Source organism: Streptomyces sp. B3I8 (genome assembly GCF_030816915.1).
In the GTDB taxonomy this organism is placed as follows: Bacteria; Actinomycetota; Actinomycetes; order Streptomycetales; family Streptomycetaceae; genus Streptomyces.
Map to the genome: position 1 here is coordinate 1,172,608 of NZ_JAUSYN010000002.1, position 23,673 is coordinate 1,196,280.

The window sequence follows — 23,673 nt, forward strand, 5'->3', positions numbered from 1 at the left end:
CGTGGGGTCCGGGGCCGTCCTCAGACGAGGTAGGCCGGGAGTGCCACGGGCAGCGTAAATCGGAACAGGGCGCCGCCGCCGGGGGCGCGGCCGACCGTGATGACGCCGCCGTGCGCTTCGACGATGCCCTTGACGATGTACAGCCCGAGGCCTGTGCCGCCGCGCTTGCTGCCCCGCCAGAAGCGGGTGAAGACGCGGTTCATGGACTCCTCCGGGATGCCGGGGCCCTCGTCGCTCACCGTGACCGACGTGCCGGCCTCCTCCCCTTCGCGGGGGGACGCCGAGGGCGTGATCTCGATGGTGACGGTTCCCTCGCCGTGGCGCACGGCATTTTCCAGCAGGTTGCTGAGCACCTGGTCGATCTTGTCGGGGTCGGCCCACAGCGCGGGCAGCGGGTGTTCCAGGCGGAGCAGGAACCGGTCGGCGGGCTGTCCCGCGGCGACGTAGGCCTGGATGTGCCGGCCGACGGCGGCGCCGATGTCGACGGGCTGGCGGCGCACCTCCAGGCGCCCGGAGTCTATGCGGGAGATGTCGAGGAGTTCGGCGATGAGCCGGGTGACCCGGTCGGCGTCGGCGTCGACGGTCTCCAGCATCAGCCGTTTCTGGTCGTCGGTGAACCGCTCCCACTTGGCGAGCAGGGTCGCGGTGAACCCCTTGACGCTGGTGAGCGGGGAGCGCAGTTCGTGGGCGACGGTGGCGATCAGCTCGGCGTGGCTGCGCTCGGTGCGGCGGCGTGCCTCTGTGTCGCGCAGGCAGACGACGACGTGGCGGACGGGGCCGGTGGGACGCTCACGCACGTAGCGCGCGGAGACGAGGACCTCGCGGCCGCCGGGCAGCAGCAGGTTGCGCTCCGGCTGGCGGGTGCGGATGGCGAGGCCGCCGTAAGGGTCGGTGAGCTGCCACCAGCGACGGCCCTCGAGATCCTCCAGCGGCAGGGCCTCGGTGAGGCCGCGGCCGAGGACGTCGGCGGCGCGGCGGGCGGTGATGCGTTCGGCGGCGGCGTTGAAACGGACGACACGGCCGCGGGCGTCGGCGACGACGAGCCCGTCGGGGAGGTCGTCGGGACCGATGCCGGGCTGACCGGTGGAATCCGGGGCCGGACCGGCGGCGGGATCACCTGTGTGACCGTCCGGCAGGTCCCCGGCCCCCTCGGCCCCCGTGTCTCCGGACCCCGGTTCCCTGCTCGTGCCGACACTCATCCCCGCACCCCACCTCTCTTCCGGCGTGGGCTCCGAACCCTGGTCACCCTACTGGCCGTCGGTGACGGACCGGCACCCTCCGGCGGCGCGCTGTGCGCGCGCGGACGCGTAGAGACATACGGCCGCGGCGGTCGCCAGGTTCAGACTTTCGGCCCTTCCGTGGATCGGGACGCGGACGACGGCGTCGGCGAGGGCCCGGGTCTCCTCCGGCAGCCCCCAGGCCTCGTTGCCGAACACCCAGGCGGTGGGGGTGCCCATGGTGCCCTTGTCGAGCTCGTCGTCGAGGTCGTCGTCCCCGGCGCCGTCGGCGGCGAGGATGCGCACCCCGGCGTCCCGGAGCCCCCCGACGGCCCGCTCGACGCCGACGCCGACGGCGACCGGCAGATGGAACAGCGAGCCGACGGAGGCGCGCACGGCCTTGGGGTTGTACAGGTCGACGGAGGCGTCGGTGAGGACGACCGCGTCCGCGCCGGCGGCGTCCGCGCAGCGCAGTACCGTGCCGGCGTTGCCGGGGTCACGGACGTGGGCGAGGACGGCCACGAGCCGGGGCCGGGCGGCGAGGATCTCGGCGAACGGTGTGTCCAGGAACCGGCACACCCCGACGAGGCCCTGCGGGGTGACGGTCGTGGAGATGTCGGCGATCACCTCCTCACCGGCGAGATGCACACGGGCACCGGCCTCGCGCGCCGCACCGACGATGTCGGGGTACCGCTCGACGGCGTCGGGCGTCGCGAACAGCTCGACGAGCGTGGCCTCACCGCCCGCGCCCCGGTGCCCGGCGGCCTCCCGCACGGTCTGCGGCCCCTCCGCGAGGAACAGCCGCTCCTTCCCCCGGAAGTTCCGCCGCCCCAACCGCCGGGCAGCACCGACACGAGGAGAACGGGGCGAGATGAGCATGGACGACCTTCAGTCTCGATCTGCGTACATCAGGGGCATGCCCCGCAAGGGGCGCGGGGCTGTGCCCTGTAAGAGGCGCGGGGAACTGCGCGGCGTACCCCCACAGGCGGTCGGCCGACGACGCGCCCCGGCGGTCCGAGGGGCGGAGCCCCTTCGGGGAGGGGAAGGGCAAGGGCGGCGGGGGCGGAAAAAACAGCCGGCGACGGCCACCCCGCCCCCGACGCAGTCGGACCCGCAGACCGCCAACGGCCTGCGGGTCCGACCCCACGGCGCCTCAGCGCCGACGCGACGTCACGCGGCCTTCGGCGCGTTCACGTCCGACGGCAGCGCCTTCTGCGCGACCTCGACCAGCGCCGCGAACGCGTTCGCGTCGTTGACCGCCAGCTCCGCCAGGATCTTCCGGTCGACCTCGACGTTCGCGGCCTTCAGACCCTGGATGAAGCGGTTGTAGGTGATGCCGTTGGCGCGGGCAGCGGCGTTGATGCGCTGGATCCACAGCTGACGGAAGTCGCCCTTGCGCTTCTTGCGGTCGTTGTAGTTGTAGACCAGCGAGTGGGTGACCTGCTCCTTGGCCTTGCGGTACAGGCGCGAGCGCTGACCGCGGTAGCCGGAGGCCTGCTCGAGGATCGCCCGGCGCTTCTTGTGGGCGTTGACTGCCCGCTTGACGCGTGCCACTTGATTAACTCCTTGTAGCGGGGCCGCGGTTGTCCTCACGCGGCCCGGAAACGACTGGGTCCCGGTCCTGACGTACGGCGCTCAGTGGCGCCCGTACGTCACTTGCCGAGAAGCTTCTTGATCTTCTTGGCGTCGCCCGGGGCCATCTCGGCGTTGCCGGTGAGGCGACGCGTCAGACGGGACGACTTGTGCTCGAGCAGGTGGCGCTTGCCGGCGCGCTCACGGAGCACCTTGCCGGAGCCGGTGACCTTGAAGCGCTTGCTGGCACCGCTGTGCGACTTGTTCTTCGGCATAGCGCCGTTCTCTCCTCGTCGGTGGCGTTCCGGTGCCCGGTTCGGGGAACCGGGCACGGTGGAACGTCGCTCTTGTATCGGTTACGTCCTGGGGGCTCGCGCCCTCGGGATCACGCCTCGGCCGAAGCCTCGGCGGGTACCTCGGCACTGTCGGCGCCGTCGACCTCGTCGACGCTGTCGGTGTCGTCGGCATCCGCGGCGTTCTGGGAACGGCCCGGGTGGGCCTTCGCCTCCGCCTTGCGGGCTTCCTGCGCCTGGCGGGCCTCGGCCATCGCCTCGGTCTTCTTCTTGTGCGGACCGAGAACCATGATCATGTTCCGGCCGTCCTGCTTCGGGTTCGACTCGACGAAACCGAGGTCCTGGACGTCCTCCGCGAGCCGCTGCAGCAGCCGGTAGCCCAGCTCGGGCCGGGACTGCTCGCGACCACGGAACATGATCGTGATCTTGACCTTGTCGCCCTGCTTGAGGAACCGGACGACGTGACCCTTCTTGGTGTCGTAGTCGTGCGGGTCGATCTTCGGCCGGAGCTTCATCTCCTTGATGACCGTGTGCGCCTGGTTCTTGCGCGCCTCACGGGCCTTCATGGCCGACTCGTACTTGAACTTCCCGTAGTCCATGAGCTTGCACACGGGCGGACGGGCGGTCGCCGCGACCTCGACCAGGTCCAGGTCGTACTCCTGTGCAAGCTCCAGGGCCTTGGCAAGCGGGACAATCCCGACCTGCTCGCCGCTGGGACCGACAAGTCGCACCTCGGGAACGCGAATCCGGTCGTTGATGCGGGGCTCGGCGCTGATGGATCCTCCTCGGTTAGCACCACACGGCGGTCTGGCGGACAGCCGTGTTTTGTCTGGGTGACATGGGGACCAACCATCGCGGCGCATCAAAAATGCCCCGGACGGGACACAGGCGGGACTCCGAACTGCCGGAGCACCGCCGCGGTCGACCGCGGGGCGCGCTTTCGGACGACTGCACCGCCCGTACGGGGACGTACGGACCGATGACTGCCGTCTGACCGGTGACCCGCCGTCCCGGAGGACGTTCAGGTGGGAGATCGGAGCCTCCACTTGTGGGCCGGACACGTAAGTGTTCGGCCGGTCGTCACACAAGGTTAACAGCCGACGGAGGCGTGCGCCAATCCTGTGCCCGGACCACCGTACCCGCCGGATGCGGGCGGGTGCCGTCGGGTACCGCCGCCTCCGGTGTCGGGGCGGAGGCCGGCGGGCCCTATCGTGTCCTCCATGAGTGACACCTCCCCCTCGGACCACCCCGACTCCTCCGCGCAGGGCGCCGAGGCCCCCGGCACGCCCGGCTTCGACGACATGACCCGCGACATCGCCGAGGTCCCGGCGGTCGAGGTGATCGTGACCGTCGCGGTCAATCTGATGAGTGCCGCCGCTGTGAAGCTCGGGCTGACCGAGGAGGGCGACAAGTACAAGGACCTCGACGAGGCCCGCAAGCTGGTGACCGCCCTGGCCGGCCTGCTGGACGCGGGTGCGACCGAGATCAGCTCCTTCCACGCCGCCCCGCTGCGGGACGGCCTGAAGTCGCTGCAGCTCGCGTTCCGCGAGGCGTCGCTCGTGCCGGACGAGCCGGGCCAGGGCCCGGGCGAGAAGTACACGGGCCCGGTCTTCGGCTGAGCGCCTCCCTCTTCGGCCCCGTCCCCCTTACTGCCTACCGCTCACCGCTTGACGTACAGCGCCTCGCCCGGCGGGTTCGAGCCCGCCGGGAGCAGGGCCAGGTCCAGTCCGCGCACCAGGCGGGCGCGCAGCGTCTCGTCGGCGGCGAGGCGGCCGGCCACCGCGCGGGCGGCGTCGGCGGGGTCTCCCCCCGGGTCCACCGGATCCAGGACGAGCGCGAGCGTGCCGTCCGCACGCCCGGGGCCCAGATACGCGGCGAGCACCGCGGGCTCCGCGGCGACGGCGGCGCGCACGGCCTCCCGTACGGCGGGATCGGCCAGCGGGTCCGTCGTCGTGCGCCCCTCGGCGAGCGCGCGCAGCGCCGGTCCGGTCAGCTCGTACGGCACCGGACCGGACATGTCGAGCACGATCGTGTCCGCCTTCTCGTGCGCCGCGGCCCGCAGTGCCTGGTGCAGCGGGACGGCGACGGGGCGCGCGGAGGGGTCCCAGCGGGCCAGCGACTCGGTGGAGGTGAACGCGGGCAGCGCGGTGCGGTCGCCCGCCTTGAGCGTGGGCACGGCCATGTCGCTGGTCTTCTCGCGGCGCAGCCCGTTCTCGTCCTCCTCGACCTCCCCCAGCACGGCGACGACCGGGACGAGCAGCCGGGCGCCCTTGAGCGCGGTGAGGACCGGCCCGTGCGCGGAGCGGTCCTCGGCCCAGGCGGCGAGCGCGGCACTCAGCGCGGGGTCGGCGGTGCCGTCGTCGTCGGAGAAGGCGGAGTCGGGAATGTTCTTGTTCGCCACGGTCACCGACCCTATCGGGGGGACACGGACCGGCTGGTACGGGCCCGGGTCCCGGAGGGCGGCCACGCGGCGGTGACACGCCCCGTCGTGGTGGGCGTGCGTCCTGCCGGCATCGGCGAGGGCGGCGTGCGGTACGTCTTGTGTCGGTTCCGATGTCGGGGAGTGGGGAGGCGTCCGTGGGGTCTGTGACGGATCCGTCTGTCGATCGCGGTGGGGCACTGGCCGCGGTGATGGGGGCGGCCACGCTCCCGGAGGGGGTGCGGGTCTCGGTGGCCGGGCTCGACGTGGACTCCGGCGCGCACGCGGAGCACGGCGACGCGGCGTTCGACACGGCGAGCATCGTCAAGGTCGGCATCCTCGCGGCGTTGCTCCTGCGGGCGCGGGACGCCCGGCGGACGCCGACCGCGCGGGAGCGGGCGTACGCCGCCGCGATGATCGAGCGCAGCGACAACGACTCCGCCTCCGCGCTGTGGGACGCGATCGGCCGGGCGCAGGGGCTGGACTCGGCGAACGAGCGGTTCGGGCTGACATCCACGCGGGGCGGGGACGGGCCGCTGTGGGGGCTGACGCGGACCACCGCGGCCGATCAACTGCTCCTGCTGCGGCAGGTGTTCGGGGAGGGCGGCGCGACCGGTGCACCGCTGCTCGACGCGGCCTCGCAGGCGTATCTCCGGGAGCTGATGGGGAACGTCGTGGCGGAGCAGAGCTGGGGGGTGTCGGCGGCGGCCGGTCCGGCGTCGTCGGCAGCAGCTTCTTCGGCTTCCGCTTCGGCTTCGGCGTACGCGCTGAAGAACGGGTGGCTGCCGCGGAGCACCACGGGGCTGTGGGTCGTCAACAGCGTCGGGCGGGTCACGACCGCCGGCGGCCGGCACTGTCTGATCGCCGTGCTGTCCGACGGGCACTCCACGCTGGCGGAGGGGATCACGGTGGTGGAGGCGGCGGCCCGGGGCGTGGCCGGGGTGCTCGCCGGTGTCCGGTAGGACCGGCGACCGTCAGGGGAGCCGGCCGTCCGACGGGTGCCGGGTGCGCCACAGGACCACGGCCGCCACCAGCAGGACCGCGCCGAGGCCGCCCGCGAGGGGGCCCGCCCAGCCGACGGAGCCGCCGTCGTCGTCCGGGCTGTCGGGGCCGGGGCCGAAGTACTTCTCGGGGTAGGCGGCGGCGTGGAGCTGCCGGGGTTCCAGCCGGGCGGCCGCCTTGAGGGCCGCGGCCGGGTCGACGAGGCCGAAGCCGCGGTTGTCGTCGCGGCCGCCAGCGGGGGCGTTGCGGGCGGTGTCCTCCAGGAGCTGTTCGACCTGTGCCGGGGCCAGGTGCGGGTGGACGGCCTTGATCAGGGCGGCCGTGCCGGAGACGAACGCGGAGGCGGCGCTGGTGCCCCAGCCCTCGTAGTACTGGCGGTCGGGATCGGCGATGACGACGTCGACGCCGGGGGCGGCGACGGTGGCGTACCAGTGGCGGGTGGAGAAGGCGGCGCGGGTGCCGTAGCGGTCGACGGCCGTGGCCGCGATCACACCCGGGTAGGCGGCCGGGTAGGAGATGTGGTCGCCCTTCTCGCCGCCGTTGCCCGCGGAGGCGACGACGACGGCGCCCCGTTTCAGCGCGTACTGGACGGCCTCGTCCTCGGCGGGTTCGGGGTGGGCGGAGTCGGAGTCGTCGCCGAGGGAGAGGTTGATGACGTCGGCGCCGTGGTCGGCGGCCCAGCGGATGCCCTCGGCCAGGGCGTTGCCGCGGGTGTCGCGGGCCTTGGCGCGGGCCGGGTCGCCCTCCTCCAGGATGACCCGGACGGGCAGGATCTTCGCCTCCGGTGCGATACCGAGGACGCCGTCGGCTTCACCGGCGCCGTGTCCGTGACCGGCGATGATGCCCGCCATCGCGGTGCCGTGCCGGGCCCAGGGGCGGTCGCCGCGGCCGGCGCCGAAACCGATCATGTCCTTGCCGGTCAGGACGTTGCCGGCCAGGTCGGGGTGCTGGTCGTCCACACCGGTGTCGAGGACGGCGACGGTGGCGCCCTTGCCCTTGGTGGTCGCCCAGGCCTCGCTGGTGTGCATGGCGTCCAGGGCCCACTGCTGGGCGCGGATGCCGTCGGCGTGGGCGGTGCCGGCGGGGGTGAGGGCCACGAAGGCGGCGGCGAGCAGGGGGGCGAGGAGCCGGGCGGTCCTACGGGCGCGGGTGCGGCGGGGGGCGGCGGGGCCGGGGGTGTGGCTGGTCATGACGGCTTCTCCGTGGCGGAGGCGACCGCCGTGCGCAGACGGCGTTCGACGCGGTCGGCGAGGCCCTTCGCCTCGTGGCCGAGGCCGGCCTGGGCGGGGGCGGCGGTGGCGCCGGAGGCCATGGCCTTGGCGGCGGGCTGGGGGTCCGTGACCGTCCGGCCGTCGGCGAAGCCGGAGACCGCGTAGACGACGACGGGGGCGTCGGTGAGCACGGAGAGGGTCCAGGAGGCCCGCTGAGCATCGCCGAAGTCCGCCGCGACGGTGTCCTTCGCGGCGTACGGGCGGGGCATCAGGTCGGGACGGCGGTCGAGGCCCTGTTCGGCGAAGCGGGTCTTCAGCGCGGTCATGGCGGTGGCGTCGGCGCGGGTGAACAGCAGGCCGACGGTGGTGACATGGCTGCGGGTGGCGTCGGTGTAGGTGGCACGCAGGAGCCGGAGGCAGCCGACGGGGGCGAGGGCCTTGCGCAGCAGCGGGTCGAACGCGTTCCGGCAGGTGGTGTCCGGGGCGACGGCTATCCGGGTCCAGGCGCGGTCGGAGCCGCCGGGGCCGGCGCCGTCGCCGTCGACGGTGGGCGGGAAGAGGCGGTCGACGGGAAGACTGTGCCAGAGGTCGCCGGCGGTGGCGTACGCGGTACGGGCGCCGTCGTCGTCCGAGCCGCCGCCGGTGAGCCAGCTGCCGGTGACGGCACCGCCGAGGAGGCCCACGCCGAGCACGAGGCAGGCCGCCGCGGCGGCGGCCCGGGTGCGTATGCGGTCGCCGAAGGGGTGGGGGCGGCGCGTGCGGTCGTCGAAGGTGCCGAAGGTGCCGCGGGTGTCGTAAGTGTCGCGGGTGTCGGGCTCGCCGAAGGTGACGTGGGGTCGGGCGGGTGCGGGGCGCGGCGGGGGCGGCGGCAGCGGGCCGGTGGTCTCGACGATGCCGCCGTCGGGGCGCGCGGCGCCCGCCCTCGGCGGGTGCGGCGGAGTCGACGGGAGTGGCGGGGCGTCCGGGAAGCGGGACGAGGCGGCGGGTGGCGGGGGCGTGTCGCCGGCCACACGCCGGGGTTGCGTGCCGGGGCGCGGGGCATCCGGGGCGGCGGGCGTCGCGGTACCGGGGGTACCGGAGCCGGATGTACCTGGGGCGCCGGAGGTACCCGGAGTGCCCGGTGCGTGCCGGTGCGGGTGGCGGCCGGGGCCAAAGTCGCCCGGGCCGGGACCGGGCACGTACGGGCGGGCCGGGCCGTGGGGCGGGTGAGCGGGGCCGTGGAGGTGACCCGGAGGATTCTCGCCCCCGCCGCCCCTGCCCTTCCCGTCCCCCTGGGGCTCCGCCCCTTCGACCCCGCCGGGGGCCGTGCCCCCGGGGCCCCCGCGGGGCTGCGCCCCGGCACCCCGCCGAGTGTGGGGCTCCGCCCCCTCCGTCCCCGAGGACGTGCGCGGTCGCGGACCCCGGGTGTTCGAGGAGGGGTTGGTGGTGGGGTGGTTGTTGGGGGGAGGCGGGGCGTGGTGTGCTTCCGTGCTCATGGGTCCCCTCCCCCGGTGCCTGTGGTCGTTGCTGCCCCTCACCGCGCGTCACTCTACGGGCTGAACCCGCCCGCACGGGAACCAGTCCGGGATGCCAGGGGCTTTGGTCCGGAACATCCCCTACCCTGCGGTAATCACTTCTGGCAGGCTTCGGACATGACCGCCCGTACCGCAGACCGCGCCCGGTACGACCGGGCCACCGCCGCTCTCGACGCCCCTCTCGCGCTCGTCGACCTGGCCGCCTTCGACGCCAACGCAGACGACATCGTGCGGCGGGCCGCGGGCAAACCGGTGCGGGTCGCCAGCAAGTCCGTGCGCTGCCGTGCCCTGCTCGAACGGGTCCTGGCGCGCGAGGGATTCGCGGGGGTGATGTCGTTCACGCTCGCCGAGTCCCTGTGGCTCGCCCGCTCCGGCTTCGACGACGTGCTCCTCGCCTATCCCTCCGCCGACCGTGCCGCCTATGCCGAGCTGACGGCCGACCCGAAGCTGGCCGCCGCCGTCACCGTCATGGTCGACGATCCCGCCCAGCTCCGGCTGATCAACGACGCCCGCGCCGGCGGCACCGAAGTGGTGCGCGTCTGCGTGGAGTTGGACACCTCGCTGCGGCTCCTCGGCGGCCGGGTGCGGATCGGCGCCCGCCGTTCCTCGCTGCACTCCCCCGCCCGACTCGCCGAACTGGCCCGCACGATCTCCCGTACGCCCGGCTTCCGGCTGGTGGGGATCATGGCGTACGAGGGGCACATCGCCGGTGTGGGCGACGCGGTGGCCGGGCAGCCGCTGCGGTCGCGGGCGGTACGGCTGATGCAGTCGGCGGCCCGCCGCGAACTGGCCGCGCGGCGCGCGGAGGCCGTCCGCGCGGTGCGGGCGGTCGCGCCGGACCTGGAGTTCGTCAACGGCGGCGGCACAGGCAGCGTGCAGTACACGGCCGCCGAGGACGCGGTCACCGAGATCGCGGCCGGCTCCGGTCTGTACGTGCCGCGGCTGTTCGACAACTACACCTCGTTCCGCGGGCGTCCGGCCGCCCTGTTCGCCCTGCCCGTCGTCCGCCGGCCGGGCGTCGGCGTGGTGACCGTGCTCGGCGGCGGCTACCCGGCGTCGGGCGCGGCCGGCCGGGACCGGCTGCCGGTGCCGTATCTGCCCGAGGGACTGCGGTACGACCCCCAGGAGGGTGCCGGCGAGGTGCAGACCCCGCTCCTCGGCTCCCCCGCCGACGATCTGCTGATCGGCGACAGGGTGTGGTTCCGGCACGCCAAGGCGGGCGAGCTGTGCGAGCGGTTCGACGCGCTGCACCTGGTCGAGGGCGAGACGGTCACGGCGACCGTGCCGACGTACCGGGGCGAGGGGCACACCTTCCTCTGAGCGGCCGCCCGGACCGGCGGGCGGCCGGCGGGTCTCACCGCCCCGGGCCGATGCTGCTGCCCACTCCCCCGTCCGCGGCCGCGTCGCCGACCGGGCGGATGCCCTGGGTGATCCGGTCCATGTCCGCGAGCGGCGGCCCGTCGGCGCCCGCGTCGAAGGCGAAACGGACGAGGACCGGCGCCTGGGAGCCCACGCTGGAGGGGAACGCGAGGGACTCGACGTAGCCGCCGGGGCCCTTCGCGGTGGTGACGTGCCAGCGCACGAAGTACCCGGCGCGGCCCGCCACCGCGACCTGGCCCTGTCCCACCGGCCGGTGCGAGGTGACACCGCCGTAGGGGCGGTCGCCGGCACCGTCGCGGTCGTACTCGGCGTCCGCCGCATCCTGGATGTCGCCCTTGGCGAGCTCCTCCGGGGTCGAGTCCTCGCCGGGCTGTGCCGTGCGGGACAGCACGCGGCCGTGCCGGCACACCCCGACGGAGTCGCCCGGGCACGTGTAGGTACCGGGGGTGGTCAGCACGACGTCGTCCTCGGCGACGTCCTCGGGCCGGGCCCAGCCGTCGAGGAGGGGGAAGGTGAGGCCGTTCAGGTCGTCGACGACGACCGACGGATCGGCGGTCGCGGACGGCGACGGCGACCCCTGGCCGGTGGACTTCTTTGACGCTGTGGCAGGCCCGGGGTCCTCCGAGGCCGTGGCCGTGGAACCGGCCCGGCCGCCGCCGTCGTCACCGCCGTCCCGGCCGAGGACGACGACACCGGTCACCAGGCACCCGGCCAGCACGGTCCCGGCCGCGACGAGCGCGACAACCCTGCGTCGGCCGGGACCGGGACCGGGCGCGCCCGCAGGCGGCGCCCCCGGCCCCGGTTGCGGGCGCGTGACAGGTTCCGATCCCGGTTCCGGTGTGCGTCGGTGGTCGGTCCAGGCGCTCCCGTCCCACCAGCGCTCGACCAGCGGGTACGACGGGTCCCGGTACCAGCCGGGCGGCGGGGGACTGCTCATCCCGCCCACTCTAGGCCGTGCCCGGCCGGTCCCCGGAGCGGTCCTCAGGAACGCGTCGCGGCCTGCGGCCCGTACACCGTGTCCTTCTTGTCGGGCACCACCGAGCCGTCCTCCCGGCGGACCGGCCCCCGGCTCCCGTCGGGCTCGTTGTACGCGGTCGTCGAGCAGGGGTACGGGCCGGCCCTGCGCGGCAGCGGCTCGATGAACATGGGGTTGATCACCCAGCGGCCGTCGGCGTCGTCGTAGGCCCGGCACATGAGTTCGGCCTTGTTCCGGTTGAGGACGAGGTGCGCGCCGACCGCGTCGCCGACGAAGGTGACATCCGTGTCGGCGTCGCCGCCGCCGATCACGATGCGGTGGGCCCGGTCCTGCTTCTGCCAGGCGGCGGCGCCGTGGACGCCGTAGATCTCCTGGTTGATCCAGCAGCGCTTGCCGTCGATGTACGGGATGGCGGCGCCCTTGTTCACCGGTACGCCGCCGCAGCCGGTGTTGTACGGGGTGATCCGGCCCCGGCGGTCCAGGACCGACCGGATCGCGACGGTGTGCGCGGCGTCGACGCCGATGCCCGGCGCCCAGACCTCGGTGACGGGTTCGGAGCCGGCCGAGACGATCCAGACGTCGAAGCCCGCCTTCTTCAGCGTGCGGATCAGGTCGCGCTGCTGGTCGTAGTAGCGGACGTAGCCGGGGACGGTGTGGGTGCCCAGCGTCTGTGCGGTGCCGACGGGTGCGGCGAGGGCCTCGGTGCGGGCCCGGCGCGCGTAGGAGGAGAGCTCGGCGACGGTGTGACCGGCGAACAGCTGCGGCACCCAGGCGTACTGGGGGACGGTGCGCCGGTGGTTCCAGGTGCCGGTGAAGGCGGCGGCGCCGCTCATGGTGGTGGCGTTCTCGCGGATCTCGAAGATCTCGTCGGTGCAGTCGGTGTCGGTGGAAGTGGGCAGGGGCGCGCCGACGGGCACGTCGGTGCCGCACGCCTCGGTGAGCGCCCGGTCGGCCGCGTCGGTGAGCCAGGCGCTGGTGTCCTTCCAGCGCGCGGGGCGCAGGATCTTGTCGTGCTTCAGGGACCAGGCGAGGGTGGCGTCGGTGACGTCGTTCTTGGTGACCGTGTTGTCCCAGTCGAACGCGGCGACCGGCCGGTGGCCGTGGTGCCGCCCGCCGTAACAGGTGCCGTAGGCGTCGATGACCTGCTGGAGCCGCTCGCGGTTGGCGCCGTACCAGTCGGTGGTCAGCTCGGGGCAGTTTCGGTGAGCGGTGGCGGTGGCGGTGGCGGTGGCGGTGGCGTGGATGTTGTCCGCCGGTGCGGTGGCCGCCGCGGCCGACGGTGCGGCCGCCAGAGCGGCGACCGCGGCGAAGGTCGCTGTCGTCCGGATGATCGTGGGGGTGATCGCTCGTCGGAGTCGCATGGGACCGGGACGCTACACCCGCCGGCCACCGTGGCTACAGAGGCGTGACATAGGCCCCCGAGATTCCGCCGTCCACCAGGAAGTCGGTGGCGTTGACGAAGGAGGAGTCGTCGCTGGCGAGGAAGGCGACGGCGGCGGCGATCTCCTCGGCCTCCGCGAACCGGCCGAGCGGGATGTGCACCAGGCGGCGCGCGGCACGCTCGGGGTCCTTGGCGAACAGCTCCCGCAGCAGCGGGGTGTTGACGGGCCCCGGGCACAGCGCGTTGACGCGGATGCCCTCACGGGCGAACTGCACGCCCAGTTCGCGGGACATGGCCAGGACGCCGCCCTTGGAGGCGGTGTACGAGATCTGCGAGGTGGCCGCGCCCATCCGGGCCACGAAGGACGCGGTGTTGATGATGGAGCCCCTGCCCTGGCGCCGCATGTAGGGGAGGGCGGCCTTGCAGCACAGGTAGACGGAGGTGAGGTTGACCTCCTGGACCCGCTTCCAGGCGTCCAGGCCGGTCTCCAGGATGGAGTCGTCGTCGGGCGGGGAGATGCCCGCGTTGTTGAAGGCGACGTCGACCGAGCCGTAGGTGTCGTACGCGACCCGGAACAGCGCCTCGACCTGGTCGGGGTCGGTGACGTCGACGGGGACGAAGAGGCCGCCGGTCTCCTCGGCGGCGGCCCGGCCGCGCTCCTTGTCGACGTCGCCGCAGACGACGTGGGCGCCTTCCGAGGCGAGTCTGCGGGCGGCGGCGAGGCCGATGCCGCTGCCGGCTCCGGTGACGACGGCGGTGCGGCCGACGAGACGGCGGCAGACGATGTCCGACCGCTGTTCCGACGGCCTCTGCGACGACTGCTGCGAGGACAGTTGCGACGGCTGCTGCGAGGACGACTGCTCCGACGGCTGTGCGGTCATTGTGCGGGATCCTCCGTGGAGATGAAGACGTTCTTGGTCTCGGTGAACGCGGTCAGGGCGTCCGGGCCCAGCTCACGGCCGATGCCGGACTGCTTGTAGCCGCCGAACGGGGTCCAGTAGCGGACGCTGGAGTGGGAGTTGACGGACAGGTTGCCGGCCCGGACGGCGCCCGAGACGCGCAGCGCGCGGCCGACGTCACGGGTCCAGATGGAGCCGGACAGGCCGTAGGGGGTGGCGTTGGCGAGCCGGATCGCGTCGGCCTCGTCGTCGAAGGGGAGGACGACGGCGACGGGACCGAAGACCTCCTCGACGGCCACGCGAGCGGTGGCGTCGACGCCGGTGAGGACGGTGGGCGGGAACCAGAAGCCGGGGCCCTCGGGTGCCGTGCCGCGGATGCCGGGGGCGCCGGGGTCGACGTAGGAGCGGACGCGGGCGAGCTGGGCGGCGGAGATCAGCGGGCCCATGTCGGTGCCGGCGTCGGCCGGGTCGCCGACGCGGACGGCTTCGACGGCGGGGGCGAGCAGGTCGAGGAAGCGGTCGTGGACGGAGCGCTGGACGAGGATGCGGGTGCGGGCGCAGCAGTCCTGGCCGCAGTTGTCGAGGAAGGACATCGGCGCGGCGGCCGCGGCCGCTTCGAGGTCGGCGTCGGCGAAGACGAGGTTGGGGCTCTTGCCGCCGAGTTCGAGGGTGACGCGCTTGAGGTGCGCCCCGCTCCTGGCCCACACCTGTCTGCCCACGGCGGTCGACCCGGTGAAGACGATCTTCGCCACGTCCGGGTGGTCGACGAGGGCGGCGCCCGCGACGGGTCCGTGGCCGGGCAGCACCTGGAACAGGTGGTCCGGCAGACCTGCCTCCAGGGCGAGTTCGGCCAGCCGGAGCGCGGTGAGCGGGGTGGTCTCGGCGGGCTTGAGGAGGACCGCGTTGCCCGCCGCGAGGGCGGGGGCGGTGCCCCAGGCGGCGATGGGCATCGGGAAGTTCCAGGGCGCGATGACGCCGACGACGCCGAGCGGTTCGAGGATCGTGACGTCCAGGCCGCCGGGGACCGGGATCTGGCGGCCGGTGAGCCGTTCCACTCCCCCGGCCGCGTAGTCGAGCAGGTCGCGGACGTTGCCCGCCTCCCAGCGGGCGTTGCCGATGGTGTGCCCGGCCTCGCGCACCTCCAGTTCCGCCAGTTCGTCCAGGTGCGCGTCGACGGTCGCGGCGAACCGGCGCAGCAGCCGGGCGCGGTCGCCGGGGGCGAGGGCCGCCCAGCGTTCCTGGGCCCGCCGGGCGCGTACGACCGCCGCGTCCACGTCGGCCGGGCTCGCGGCCGGGACGGTGGCGAGGAACTCCTCGGTGGCGGGGTCGAGCACCTTCAGCTCGGCGGGGGCGGGCTCCCGGCCGTCGTTCGCGTCGTCCATGTCGTTCACGTCGTCCACTGCTGGTCCGCCTCTCACATGCGTTCGAAGGAGCGGCGCAGCTCCCAGTCGGTCACCGCGGCGTCGAACGCGGCGAGTTCGACGCGCGCCATGTTGCGGTAGTGGTCGACGACCTCGTCCCCGAAGGCGGCCCGGGCGATCGGGCTGTGCTCCCACAGCTCGGCCGCCTCGCGCAGGGTGGTGGGTACGTGCGCGTGGTCGGCGGCGTAGGCGTTGCCCGCGCAGGGCTCGGGGAGTTCGAGGCGGTGCTCGATGCCGTACAGCCCGGCCGCGACCATTCCGGCCACGGCGAGATAGGGGTTGACGTCGCCGCCCGGCACCCGGTTCTCGAACCTGCGGGAGCGGCCGTGGCCGACGACCCGCAGCGCGCAGGTGCGGTTGTCGTGGCCCCAGGCGACGGCGGTGGGCGCGAAGGAGCCCGGCTGGAACCGTTTGTAGCTGTTGATGTGGGGCGCGTAGAGCAGGGTGAAGTCGCGGAGCGCGGCGAGCTGTCCGGCGAGGAAGTGCCGCATGGTCTCCGACATGCCCTCGGGCCCGTCGCCGTCCATCACGTTGGCGCCGTCGGCGTCGGTGAGGGAGAGGTGGATGTGGCAGGAGTTGCCCTCGCGCTCGTTGAATTTGGCCATGAAGGTGAGCGAGACGCCCTCCTGGGCGGCGATCTCCTTGGCGCCGGTCTTGTAGAGGGCGTGCTGGTCGCAGGTGACGAGGGCCTCGTCGTAACGGAAGGCGATCTCGTGCTGGCCGGGGTTGCACTCGCCCTTGGCGGACTCGACGGTGAGCCCGGCGCCCGCCATCTCGTTGCGGATGCGGCGCAGCAGGGGTTCGACGCGGCCGGTGCCGAGGACGGAGTAGTCGACGTTGTACTGGTTGGCCGGGGTGAGGCCGCGGTAACCGGCGTCCCAGGCCTGCTCGTAGGTGTCCTTGAAGACGATGAACTCCAGCTCGGTGCCGATCTGCGCGCTCCAGCCGTGCTCGGCGAGGCGTTCCAGGCCGCGGCGCAGGATCTGGCGGGGCGCGGGGACGACGGGCGAGCCGTCGTGCCAGGTGAGGTCGGCGAGGGCGAGCGCGGTGCCCGGGTGCCAGGGGACGCGGCGCAGGGTGGCGAGGTCGGGGCGCAGCACGAAGTCGCCGTAGCCGCGCTCCCAGGACGACATCGCGTAGCCGTCGACGGTGTTCATGTCGGCGTCGACGGCGAGGAGGTAGTTGCAGCCCTCCGTGCCGTGCTCCAGGACCTCGTCGCAGAAGAAGCGCGCGGCGAACCGCTTGCCCTGGAGGCGGCCCTGCATGTCGGGGAAGGCCAGGACGACGGTGTCGAGCTCGCCGCCCGCGACGAGGGCGTGCAGTTCCTCGACGGCGAGCGGGGGTGTGCGGTCTGCCACGGAAAGCCTCCTGGGTCAGCCGGGAGCCCTAAGGTATGGCCCGAGACCATTGCCTGGGAAGGGGGTGCCGCGCATGTCGCCGGACGGGGTGAGTGGTGACGGGGTGAGTGGTGACGCGGCGGGCGGACACGGGGCGAGGGACGCGGCCGGCGGTGCGCGGGACCGGCTGGCGGCGGTGCTGCGGCCGGTGCGGGCGGGGAACGGTTTCGAGGAGGCGCTGGAGCAGGTCCTCCAGGTGCTGCGGCTCGGGCTGGTGCCCGCCGGGGAGCGGCTGCCCGCCGAGCGGGAGCTGGCCGAGCGGCTGGGCGTCAGCCGGGTGACACTGCGCGAGGTGCTGCGGGTGCTGCACGAGGAGGGCCTGGTCGAGTCACGGCGCGGCCGGTACGGCGGCACGTTCGTGCTGCCGCGCGCGGAGGCGGGCGGCGCGAGTGCGAGCGGCACGGGCGGCGCGGCCGAGCTGCGGCGCCGGATCGCCGCCGTGGACCTGGAGGACGTGCTGCGTTTCCGCGAGGTGCTGGAGGTCGGCGCGGCCGGCCTCTGCGCGGCGCACGGGCTGGACGGCGCGGGGTCGGAGCGGCTGCGCGCGGCGCTGGCCGGGACGCGGGACACGCCGCCCGGCGGCTACCGGCACCGCGACACCCTGCTGCACCTCACCCTCGCCGAGCTGTCCGGCTCCCCGACGCTCGCGGTCCGGTACGCGGCGGTGCGGGCCACGCTCAACGACCTGCTGGACTGCATTCCGCTGCTCGTGCGCAACCTCGAACACTCCCAGCGGCAGCACACCGCGCTGGTCGAGGCGGTGCTGGACCGGGACGCGGAGGCGGCGCGGGAGGGGATGCGGGAGCACTGCGCGGGGACGGCGGCGCTGCTGCGGGGGTTCTTGACCTGAGGCCGGGCGGGGCCCTTCGTGGGGTGTGCGGTAAAGGTACGGTGACAGGCCATTGAGAGAGCGAGTGCGCGGGTGAGTGGTGTGGGCGGACGGCCGTTGATCGGCGTCAGTACGTATCTGGAGGCCGAGGCGCGCTGGGGCGTCTGGGAGCTGGAGGCGGCACTGCTGCCGGCCGGGTATCCGCGGCTGGTGCAGCGGGCCGGGGGGCTCGCGGCGATGCTGCCGCCGGACGATCCCGACCGGGCGGCGGAGACCGTCGCGCGGCTCGACGGCCTGGTGATCGCGGGCGGCCCGGACGTCGACCCGGCCCGCTACGGCGCGCGGCGCTCACCGCGTACGGGACCGGCGGCGCCGGAGCGCGACGCGTGGGAGCTGGCGCTGATCGGCGCGGCGCTCCGGGCGCGCACGCCCCTGCTGGGGATCTGCCGGGGCATGCAGCTCCTCAATGTGGCGCTCGGCGGCACGCTGGTGCAGCACCTGGACGGGCATGCCGAGCAGGTGGGGGTGTTCGGGACGCATGCCGTGGAGGCGGTGCCGGGGTCGCGGTACGCGGGGATCGTGCCGGAGGTGTGCGAGGTGCCGGCGTATCACCATCAGGCCGTGGAGCGGCTGGGCGAGGGGCTGGTGGTGTCGGCGTACGCGAAGGACGCGGTGGTCGAGGCGGTGGAGATGCCTTCGGTGGCGGGACGGGGGTGGGTGCTGGGGGTGCAGTGGCATCCGGAGATGGGGGACGACATGCGGGTGATGCGGGCGCTGGTGGAGGCGGCGGCGTCCTGAGGGGGAGGTTTCGCCCCCGCCCCTACTCTTCCCGTCCCGCCAAGGGACTCCGCCCCTTGGGCCGCGGGAGAGCTCAGGGGGTGCATCGGGGGGTGCGGTGGCTGGGGGCTTCTCACGCGGTTCCCCGCGCCCCTCATGGGAGGGTGATTGGCTCGCGCTCGCGCGCGAGCCGCAGACCGACACAGCCCCGCGCCCCCGAGGACGCGGCGCGGCCCCGTCTTCCAGGGGCGCGGGGAACCGCGCGACCAGCCACGACGCAGCCCCAGCCGCACGCGAGCCGTTGGGCCCTCAGGCCCCGGGGTCGAGGTGGTCACCCACGGCGACCACCACGACCCGGGTCTCCGGTACCGTCGCCCGCCACCGGTGCCGTATGCCGCCGGTCAGATACAGGGTGTCGCCGCGGCCCAGGCGTTGGGCGCGGCCCTCTGCCTCGACCTCGATACCGCCCTCGACGACGTACATCAGCTCGTCGTTGCGGTGCTGGAACTCGCGCCCCGCGTCGTGGTCGCCGATGAACTCCAGGGCGTGCAGCTGATGGTGCCCGCGCACCAGTGACCGCACCCGGGCCGGCGACGGCTCCCCGTCGTCGGCGCGGACCACGTCCACGCCGCCCGCCGGGTCGGCCGCGGCGAGCAGCGTCGCGGCGGTCGTGCCGAGGGCGACGGCGACCTTCTCCAGGGAGTGCCGGCTGGGCCGCGCCCTCTCGTTCTCGACCTGGCTGAGGAAGGGCACCGACAGCCCACTGCGCTCGGCCACGACGGCGAGCGTGAGTTCCAGGGCCCGACGCCGCCGCCGGACGGCCGCGCCCACCCGCAGGGGCTGTTCCTTGTGATCGCCCATCGCCTCGGCCTCCTCCCTCACTCGTCGGTCGTGCCTCGGTCGCTCGTCGTCGTGCGGAGCCTTGTGCACTCCACGCCTGTCTGCACCCTACGCACGTTCGGCGAACCGTTTCACGCGCCCTGCACAACCCCGAGACCGCGGGGCGGCGCGAAGCTCACAGATCGCGCCAGTAGAGCAGCTCGCCGGCCTCGCCCGGCGCCGCCCCCTCGCGCGGAACGAACACGCTGACCAGAAGGGCGCGACGGCCGTCCGGGGCGGTGATCGTGGTGGCGGAGGGGTTGGCGAAGGCGTGGCTGCCGCGGTGGGTGCGCACGGCGACCGGTTCGGCACGGCCGAGCCGAGGGTCATAACCGTACAACCGCCAGCTCCCGAAGTCGTCCGGCCGCAGCTGCCCCTCGATGAGGACGAGGTCCTGGCCGGCCAGCCGCAGGAAGGTGCGGTCACCGATGTTGCCGCGCGGCCCGCAGGCCCGTACGGCGTGGTCGAGCCGCTGGTCGGGGCGGGTGCGCCAGGCGCGGAAGCCGTGCAGGACGGCGGTGAGCTGGCGGTCGGTGTCGCAGCGGGCGCGGTAGTGGCCGGTCAGTTCGACGGTGGTGCCGTGGGCGGAGGTGATGTCGGGGGTGCCCTCGGCGCAGCGGGAGAGGGTGCGGGGGGCGTCGAAGGCGCGTTCGCGACGTCCGGCCAGGAGGTCGGCGAGCCCGGGGTAGGACCGTAGCTCCAGGTGATTGTCCGGATCTTTTTCGTAGGCGAGAACCCAGTCGCCGCTATCGTCCCCGCCGCTGTCCTCGGGGCCGCTGTCCTCGGCGGCGAGGGACGGCTGGCTGGTGCCGGGGCCGAAGTCGTGCCTGCGGTGCCAGGTGCGCAGGTCGGTGGAGATGGCGATGGCCGCGTGGAAACGGCCGTCGCCGAGCGTGGTGTGGTAGACGGCGAGGTAGGGGCCGGACGGCGGCTGCACGATCTGTGCGGCGTCCATGGTGCGGCCGGTGTCGTCCCGGGCGTCGTAGAGGTGGCCGTCGGCCTCCCGGACGTCACCGGCCAGTCGCGTGAAGCGGGCGGCGGCGGAGGGCTGGGCGAGCACCGGGCCGGCGTCGGGGAGGAAGGCGACCAGGGCGGCGAGTGCCGCGTACAGCACGAGGCGGGGCGTGAGGATCACGACGCCTCCCGGGTGGTCGACGGGCAGGGGCGCACGCGTACGCGCAGGGGCGGGTACCCCGAATGGCCCCGTCACGCGCGTCGCCCGTTGCCGGCCGTTGCCGGCGTTCCCCGCTTCGCGGAAACGGGAGGGGGGCGGGTCGCCCCGCCCCCCTCCCGTCACGACGGCCTCACGACCGCCTCACGACCGCCTCACGACGGCCCCACGACCGCGTGCTACTCCGTCTTCGCTCCGCCGGTCGGGGCCCACTTGTCGAGCTGACCGGGGTGCTTCTTCAGCCAGGCGCGGACGGCGTCCCGCTCCTTGCCCTTGTCGACCTTCTGGATCTCCGCCTCCAGGCTGGTGAGCTGCTTCTCGGTCATCGAGAAGTTCTTCAGCCAGTTGCCGACCTCGGGGTTTTCCTCGGTGAAGCCCTTACGGGCGAGGGTGTGGACACCGTCGCCCTTGCCCCAGGCCCCCTTGGGGTCCTTGAGCTTCTTCAGGTCGTAGTCGTTGTACGCCCAGTGCGGCGACCAGAGCGGGACGACGATCGGTTCCTTCCTGGCGTAGGCCCGCTTGAGCTCGGCGAGCATCGCGGGCGTGGAGCCGTCCACGACCTTGTACGTGCCGTCCAGGCCGTACGCCTTGAGGATCTTGCTCTTGAGCAGGCCCATCTCGCCGGCGCTGGGCTCGATGCCGGTGATCCGGCCGTCGAACTCGTCGGCGTGGTCCTTGAGATCGGCGAGCGAGTCGACGCCCTTGACGTAGGCGGGGACGGTCAGCTCCAGGCTGGTGGGGCCGTACCAGGAGCCGAGGTCGTCGAGCTGCTTGCCGTACTTCCTCCAGTACTCGGCGTGGGTGGTCGGCAGCCAGGAGTCGGTCTCGAAGTCGAGCTGGCCGGTGGCCAGGCCGGTGTAGAGCGGACCGGCGGTGTACTGGGTGGTGGTGACCTCGAAGCCGCGCTCCTGGAGGATCTCCTTCCACAGGAACGTGGTCGCGATGCCCTCGTCCCAGGGGATGTAGCCGATGCTGATCTTCTTGCCCCGGCCGACGTTGCCGTCGGAGGCCTGGACGGTGCTCGACGAGGACGACTGGCCGAAGATGCCCATACCGCCGGCGGCCAGGGCGAGGACGACCACGCCGATGACGGCGACGGCCGGGCGCGGGCGGTACTCCCACACCTTGGCCCCGCCCACCGCGCGGGTGCGGGCGGCGGCGCGGCGGCCCAGCGGGGAGAGCCGGGTGCCCAGGGCGCCGGTCACCCGGTCGAGGTAGATGGCGAGGATGACGATGCCGAGGCCGGACTCGAAGCCGAGCCCGATGTCGAGCTGGCCGATGGACTCGTTGACCGCGCCGCCCAGGCCGCCGGTGCCGACCATGCCGGCGATGACCACCATCGACAGGCCGAGCATGATCACCTGGTTGACGCCGGCCATGATGGTCGGCAGGGCGAGCGGCAACTGCACGCGCAGCAGGGTGTTGCGCGGGGTTGTGCCGAACGCCTCGGCCGCCTCGACGAGTTCGGCGTCGACCTGGCGGATGCCGAGCTCGGTCATGCGGACGCCGGGGGCGACCGCGAAGATCAGGGTGGCGACGACTCCGGCGGGCACGCCCAGGCCGAAGAACAGGATCGCCGGGATCAGCAGCACCATCGACGGCATCGTCTGGAGCAGGTCGAGGACGGGCCGCACGACGGAGGAGACCCTCTTGGAGCGGGCCGCCCAGATGCCCACGGGGACGCCGATCAGCAAGGCGATCACGGTGGCGACGAGCACCAGGGACAGGGTCGACATGGACCGGTCCCACAGGTCGAGCGAGTCGATGAGCGCGAAGCCCACGAAGGCGAGCACGCCGGCGGCGAGGCCGCGCAGCCACCAGGCGAGGACGGCGAGGATGCCGGCCATCAGCAGGGGCGAGGGGGCGCCGAGCACGGCGTCGACGCCGTCGTACATGCCCTCGACGATCGTCTTGACGGCGTCGAAGAGCCAGGACATGTGGTCGACGAGCCAGCTCACGCCGTCGTCGACCCAGTCGCCGAGATGGATCCTAGGCATGGTCGGCCACCTTCTTCCCGTGCGTGTCGCCCGGCCGGTCGCACGGCACGGGCTCACCTCCGTCGGCGTCGGAGCGGCCGCCGAGGAAGCCGACGAGTCGCTGCCGGGGTACGACGCCCACGAGCCGTCGCCCGCCGTCGGAGCCGTCGCCACCGGCGACGACGGCCACCGGGTGGCTGAGCCGGGCGCTGAGCGCGCACAGCTCGGTGAAGGGCGTGGTCGGGTCGGCGGTCTCGCAGCCGCAGTCGGCCTCGTCGCCCCGCACCCCGCGGTCCATCACGGACTCGGCGGTCAGCACGCGGGAGCGGTCGACGTCCTTGGTGAAGGAGGCGACGTAGTCGTCGGCGGGGCGCAGCAGGATGTCCTCGGCGGTGCCGGTCTGGACGATGCGGCCGTCGCGCATGACGGCGATGCGGTCGCCCAGGCGCATGGCCTCGTTCAGGTCGTGGGTGATGAACACGATGGTCTTCTTCAGGGTCTTCTGCAGTTCGAGCAGCTGGTCCTGCATGTCACGGCGGATCAGCGGGTCGAGGGCGCTGAAGGACTCGTCCATGAGCAGCAGGTCGGCGTCGGTGGCGAGGGCGCGGGCGAGGCCGACGCGCTGCTGCATGCCGCCGGACAGCTCGTCGGGCCAGGACGACTCCCAGCCGGCCAGGCCGCACAGGGCGAGCGCCTCGTCGGCGCGGCGTTCGCGCTCGGCGCGGGGCACGCCCTGCACTTCCAGACCGTAGGCGGCGTTCTCGCGGACGCTGCGGTGCGGGAAGAGCGCGAAGTGCTGGAAGACCATGCTGATCTTCCTCGCGCGGACCTCGCGCAGTTCGCGGTCGTCGAGTGCGGTGAGGTCACGGCCGTCGAACAGGACGCGGCCCGAGGTGGGTTCGAGCAGTCCGTTAAGCATCCGCAGCAGCGTGGACTTGCCCGATCCGGACAGGCCCATGACGACGAAGATCTCGCCGGGGGCGACGACGAAGGAAGCGTCGATCACGGCGGCGGTGACGCCGTCCTCACGCAGTTCCTCGCGGTCGGCGCCTTTGTGGATGCGTTCCATGGCGTCGTCGGGTCGTCTGCCGAACACCTTGTACAGGCGCTCGGCCTGCAGTCTTGATGACACATGAGCCTCTCGTCATTGCGGCTTTCTTGCTCGTCGCGGACCGGTTGAAGAGTCAACCGACCGAGCGCAATGAGGCGGCGCCTGCCCTGATCACCCCCCTTCAAACGCGGACGTGACGCCCGACACACCCCCTTCCGACGCGGGTCCGAGAGGGCGCCCGGTGACCGGCTGGGCCCTCGCGCCCGCCACCCTCCCGGGGCCCGTTCGCGCCCACGCCCCACCCGGGG

At 73.5% G+C, this 23,673-nt stretch carries 21 protein-coding genes and 1 pseudogene; 5 read left to right on the top strand and 17 right to left on the bottom strand.

Annotated features, from left to right (window positions below):
- Positions 1–20 precede the first annotated feature (20 nt).
- The 5 genes and pseudogenes from QFZ64_RS07495 to infC all read right to left on the bottom strand — a co-directional run bounded on the left by QFZ64_RS07495 (position 21) and on the right by infC (position 3,883).
- Complete coding sequence (locus tag QFZ64_RS07495) at positions 21–1,199, bottom strand: ATP-binding protein (protein WP_307063591.1); 1,179 nt, start codon at positions 1,197–1,199, stop codon at positions 21–23.
- A 48-nt stretch (positions 1,200–1,247) separates the two neighbouring features.
- Positions 1,248–2,096: an RNA methyltransferase gene (locus tag QFZ64_RS07500; protein WP_307063593.1), complete on the bottom strand. Its 849-nt coding sequence runs from the start codon at positions 2,094–2,096 to the stop codon at positions 1,248–1,250.
- 291 nt (positions 2,097–2,387) lie between these two features.
- The gene (rplT, locus tag QFZ64_RS07505; RefSeq protein ID WP_006141703.1) at positions 2,388–2,771 is read right to left on the bottom strand and encodes a 50S ribosomal protein L20; all 384 of its coding nucleotides are present in this window, start codon (positions 2,769–2,771) and stop codon (positions 2,388–2,390) included.
- A 98-nt stretch (positions 2,772–2,869) separates the two neighbouring features.
- Positions 2,870–3,064 carry a 50S ribosomal protein L35 gene (gene rpmI / locus QFZ64_RS07510; protein ID WP_007829094.1) on the bottom strand — a complete coding sequence of 65 codons (195 nt, stop codon included), beginning with the start codon at positions 3,062–3,064 and terminating at the stop codon, positions 2,870–2,872.
- Positions 3,065–3,174: 110 nt separating this feature from the next.
- Positions 3,175–3,883, bottom strand: a pseudogene (gene infC, locus QFZ64_RS07515) (translation initiation factor IF-3).
- Between the two features lie 419 nt (positions 3,884–4,302).
- Here infC and QFZ64_RS07520 point away from each other — a divergent pair.
- Positions 4,303–4,701 (top strand): DUF1844 domain-containing protein, encoded by a 399-nt coding sequence (locus QFZ64_RS07520; RefSeq protein ID WP_307063612.1) that lies wholly within the window; start codon positions 4,303–4,305, stop codon positions 4,699–4,701.
- A 41-nt stretch (positions 4,702–4,742) separates the two neighbouring features.
- On the opposite strand, the gene QFZ64_RS07525 is transcribed toward QFZ64_RS07520, so the two are convergent.
- A complete protein-coding gene (locus QFZ64_RS07525) occupies positions 4,743–5,483 on the bottom strand; it encodes an SseB family protein (protein WP_307063614.1) in 741 nt (246 codons plus the stop codon).
- Between the two features lie 185 nt (positions 5,484–5,668).
- On the opposite strand from QFZ64_RS07525, the gene QFZ64_RS07530 reads away from it, so the two are divergent.
- A complete protein-coding gene (locus tag QFZ64_RS07530) occupies positions 5,669–6,463 on the top strand; it encodes a hypothetical protein (protein ID WP_373430564.1) in 795 nt (264 codons plus the stop codon).
- A gap of 12 nt (positions 6,464–6,475) precedes the next feature.
- Here QFZ64_RS07530 and mycP read toward each other — a convergent pair whose 3' ends face one another.
- A complete protein-coding gene (mycP, locus tag QFZ64_RS07535) occupies positions 6,476–7,693 on the bottom strand; it encodes a type VII secretion-associated serine protease mycosin (protein ID WP_307063617.1) in 1,218 nt (405 codons plus the stop codon).
- Entirely contained in the window at positions 7,690–8,724 is a 1,035-nt protein-coding gene (locus tag QFZ64_RS07540) for a hypothetical protein (RefSeq protein ID WP_307063618.1), read from the bottom strand. Before QFZ64_RS07540 ends, mycP begins: the two co-directional genes overlap by 4 nt.
- A gap of 621 nt (positions 8,725–9,345) precedes the next feature.
- Between QFZ64_RS07540 and QFZ64_RS07545 the strand changes: the two genes are divergently transcribed.
- Positions 9,346–10,548 (top strand): amino acid deaminase/aldolase, encoded by a 1,203-nt coding sequence (locus tag QFZ64_RS07545; protein ID WP_307063620.1) that lies wholly within the window; start codon positions 9,346–9,348, stop codon positions 10,546–10,548.
- 34 nt (positions 10,549–10,582) lie between these two features.
- Here the strand turns inward: QFZ64_RS07545 and QFZ64_RS07550 are convergent, their stop codons facing one another.
- Genes QFZ64_RS07550 through QFZ64_RS07570 form a run of 5 tightly spaced genes read right to left on the bottom strand, consistent with a single transcriptional unit; the run spans position 10,583 to position 16,643 of the window.
- A complete protein-coding gene (locus QFZ64_RS07550) occupies positions 10,583–11,545 on the bottom strand; it encodes a DUF2510 domain-containing protein (RefSeq protein WP_307063621.1) in 963 nt (320 codons plus the stop codon).
- Positions 11,546–11,589: 44 nt separating this feature from the next.
- Positions 11,590–12,945, bottom strand: a complete 1,356-nt coding sequence (locus tag QFZ64_RS07555; protein ID WP_307063623.1) for a haloacid dehalogenase-like hydrolase — start codon at positions 12,943–12,945, stop codon at positions 11,590–11,592.
- Between the two features lie 34 nt (positions 12,946–12,979).
- Positions 12,980–13,846 carry a 3-oxoacyl-ACP reductase gene (locus QFZ64_RS07560; protein ID WP_307063625.1) on the bottom strand — a complete coding sequence of 289 codons (867 nt, stop codon included), beginning with the start codon at positions 13,844–13,846 and terminating at the stop codon, positions 12,980–12,982.
- Complete coding sequence (locus tag QFZ64_RS07565; RefSeq protein WP_307071610.1) at positions 13,843–15,246, bottom strand: aldehyde dehydrogenase; 1,404 nt, start codon at positions 15,244–15,246, stop codon at positions 13,843–13,845. Before QFZ64_RS07565 ends, QFZ64_RS07560 begins: the two co-directional genes overlap by 4 nt.
- A 32-nt stretch (positions 15,247–15,278) precedes the next feature.
- Positions 15,279–16,643, bottom strand: a complete 1,365-nt coding sequence (locus tag QFZ64_RS07570; RefSeq protein ID WP_307063626.1) for a glutamine synthetase family protein — start codon at positions 16,641–16,643, stop codon at positions 15,279–15,281.
- Positions 16,644–16,716: 73 nt separating this feature from the next.
- On the opposite strand from QFZ64_RS07570, the gene QFZ64_RS07575 reads away from it, so the two are divergent.
- Positions 16,717–17,532 carry a FadR/GntR family transcriptional regulator gene (locus tag QFZ64_RS07575; RefSeq protein ID WP_373430565.1) on the top strand — a complete coding sequence of 272 codons (816 nt, stop codon included), beginning with the start codon at positions 16,717–16,719 and terminating at the stop codon, positions 17,530–17,532.
- Between the two features lie 96 nt (positions 17,533–17,628).
- Entirely contained in the window at positions 17,629–18,309 is a 681-nt protein-coding gene (locus QFZ64_RS07580) for a gamma-glutamyl-gamma-aminobutyrate hydrolase family protein (protein WP_373430566.1), read from the top strand.
- Between the two features lie 288 nt (positions 18,310–18,597).
- Here the strand turns inward: QFZ64_RS07580 and QFZ64_RS07585 are convergent, their stop codons facing one another.
- The 4 genes from QFZ64_RS07585 to QFZ64_RS07600 form a co-directional block, all read right to left on the bottom strand.
- Positions 18,598–19,149 carry a helix-turn-helix domain-containing protein gene (locus QFZ64_RS07585; protein WP_307063628.1) on the bottom strand — a complete coding sequence of 184 codons (552 nt, stop codon included), beginning with the start codon at positions 19,147–19,149 and terminating at the stop codon, positions 18,598–18,600.
- 154 nt (positions 19,150–19,303) lie between these two features.
- Positions 19,304–20,302: a hypothetical protein gene (locus tag QFZ64_RS07590; protein WP_307063630.1), complete on the bottom strand. Its 999-nt coding sequence runs from the start codon at positions 20,300–20,302 to the stop codon at positions 19,304–19,306.
- A 215-nt stretch (positions 20,303–20,517) separates the two neighbouring features.
- Positions 20,518–22,335 (bottom strand): ABC transporter permease/substrate binding protein, encoded by a 1,818-nt coding sequence (locus QFZ64_RS07595; protein WP_307063632.1) that lies wholly within the window; start codon positions 22,333–22,335, stop codon positions 20,518–20,520.
- Complete coding sequence (locus QFZ64_RS07600) at positions 22,328–23,446, bottom strand: glycine betaine/L-proline ABC transporter ATP-binding protein (protein WP_307063635.1); 1,119 nt, start codon at positions 23,444–23,446, stop codon at positions 22,328–22,330. Before QFZ64_RS07600 ends, QFZ64_RS07595 begins: the two co-directional genes overlap by 8 nt.
- Between the last annotated feature and the right edge of the window lie 227 nt (positions 23,447–23,673).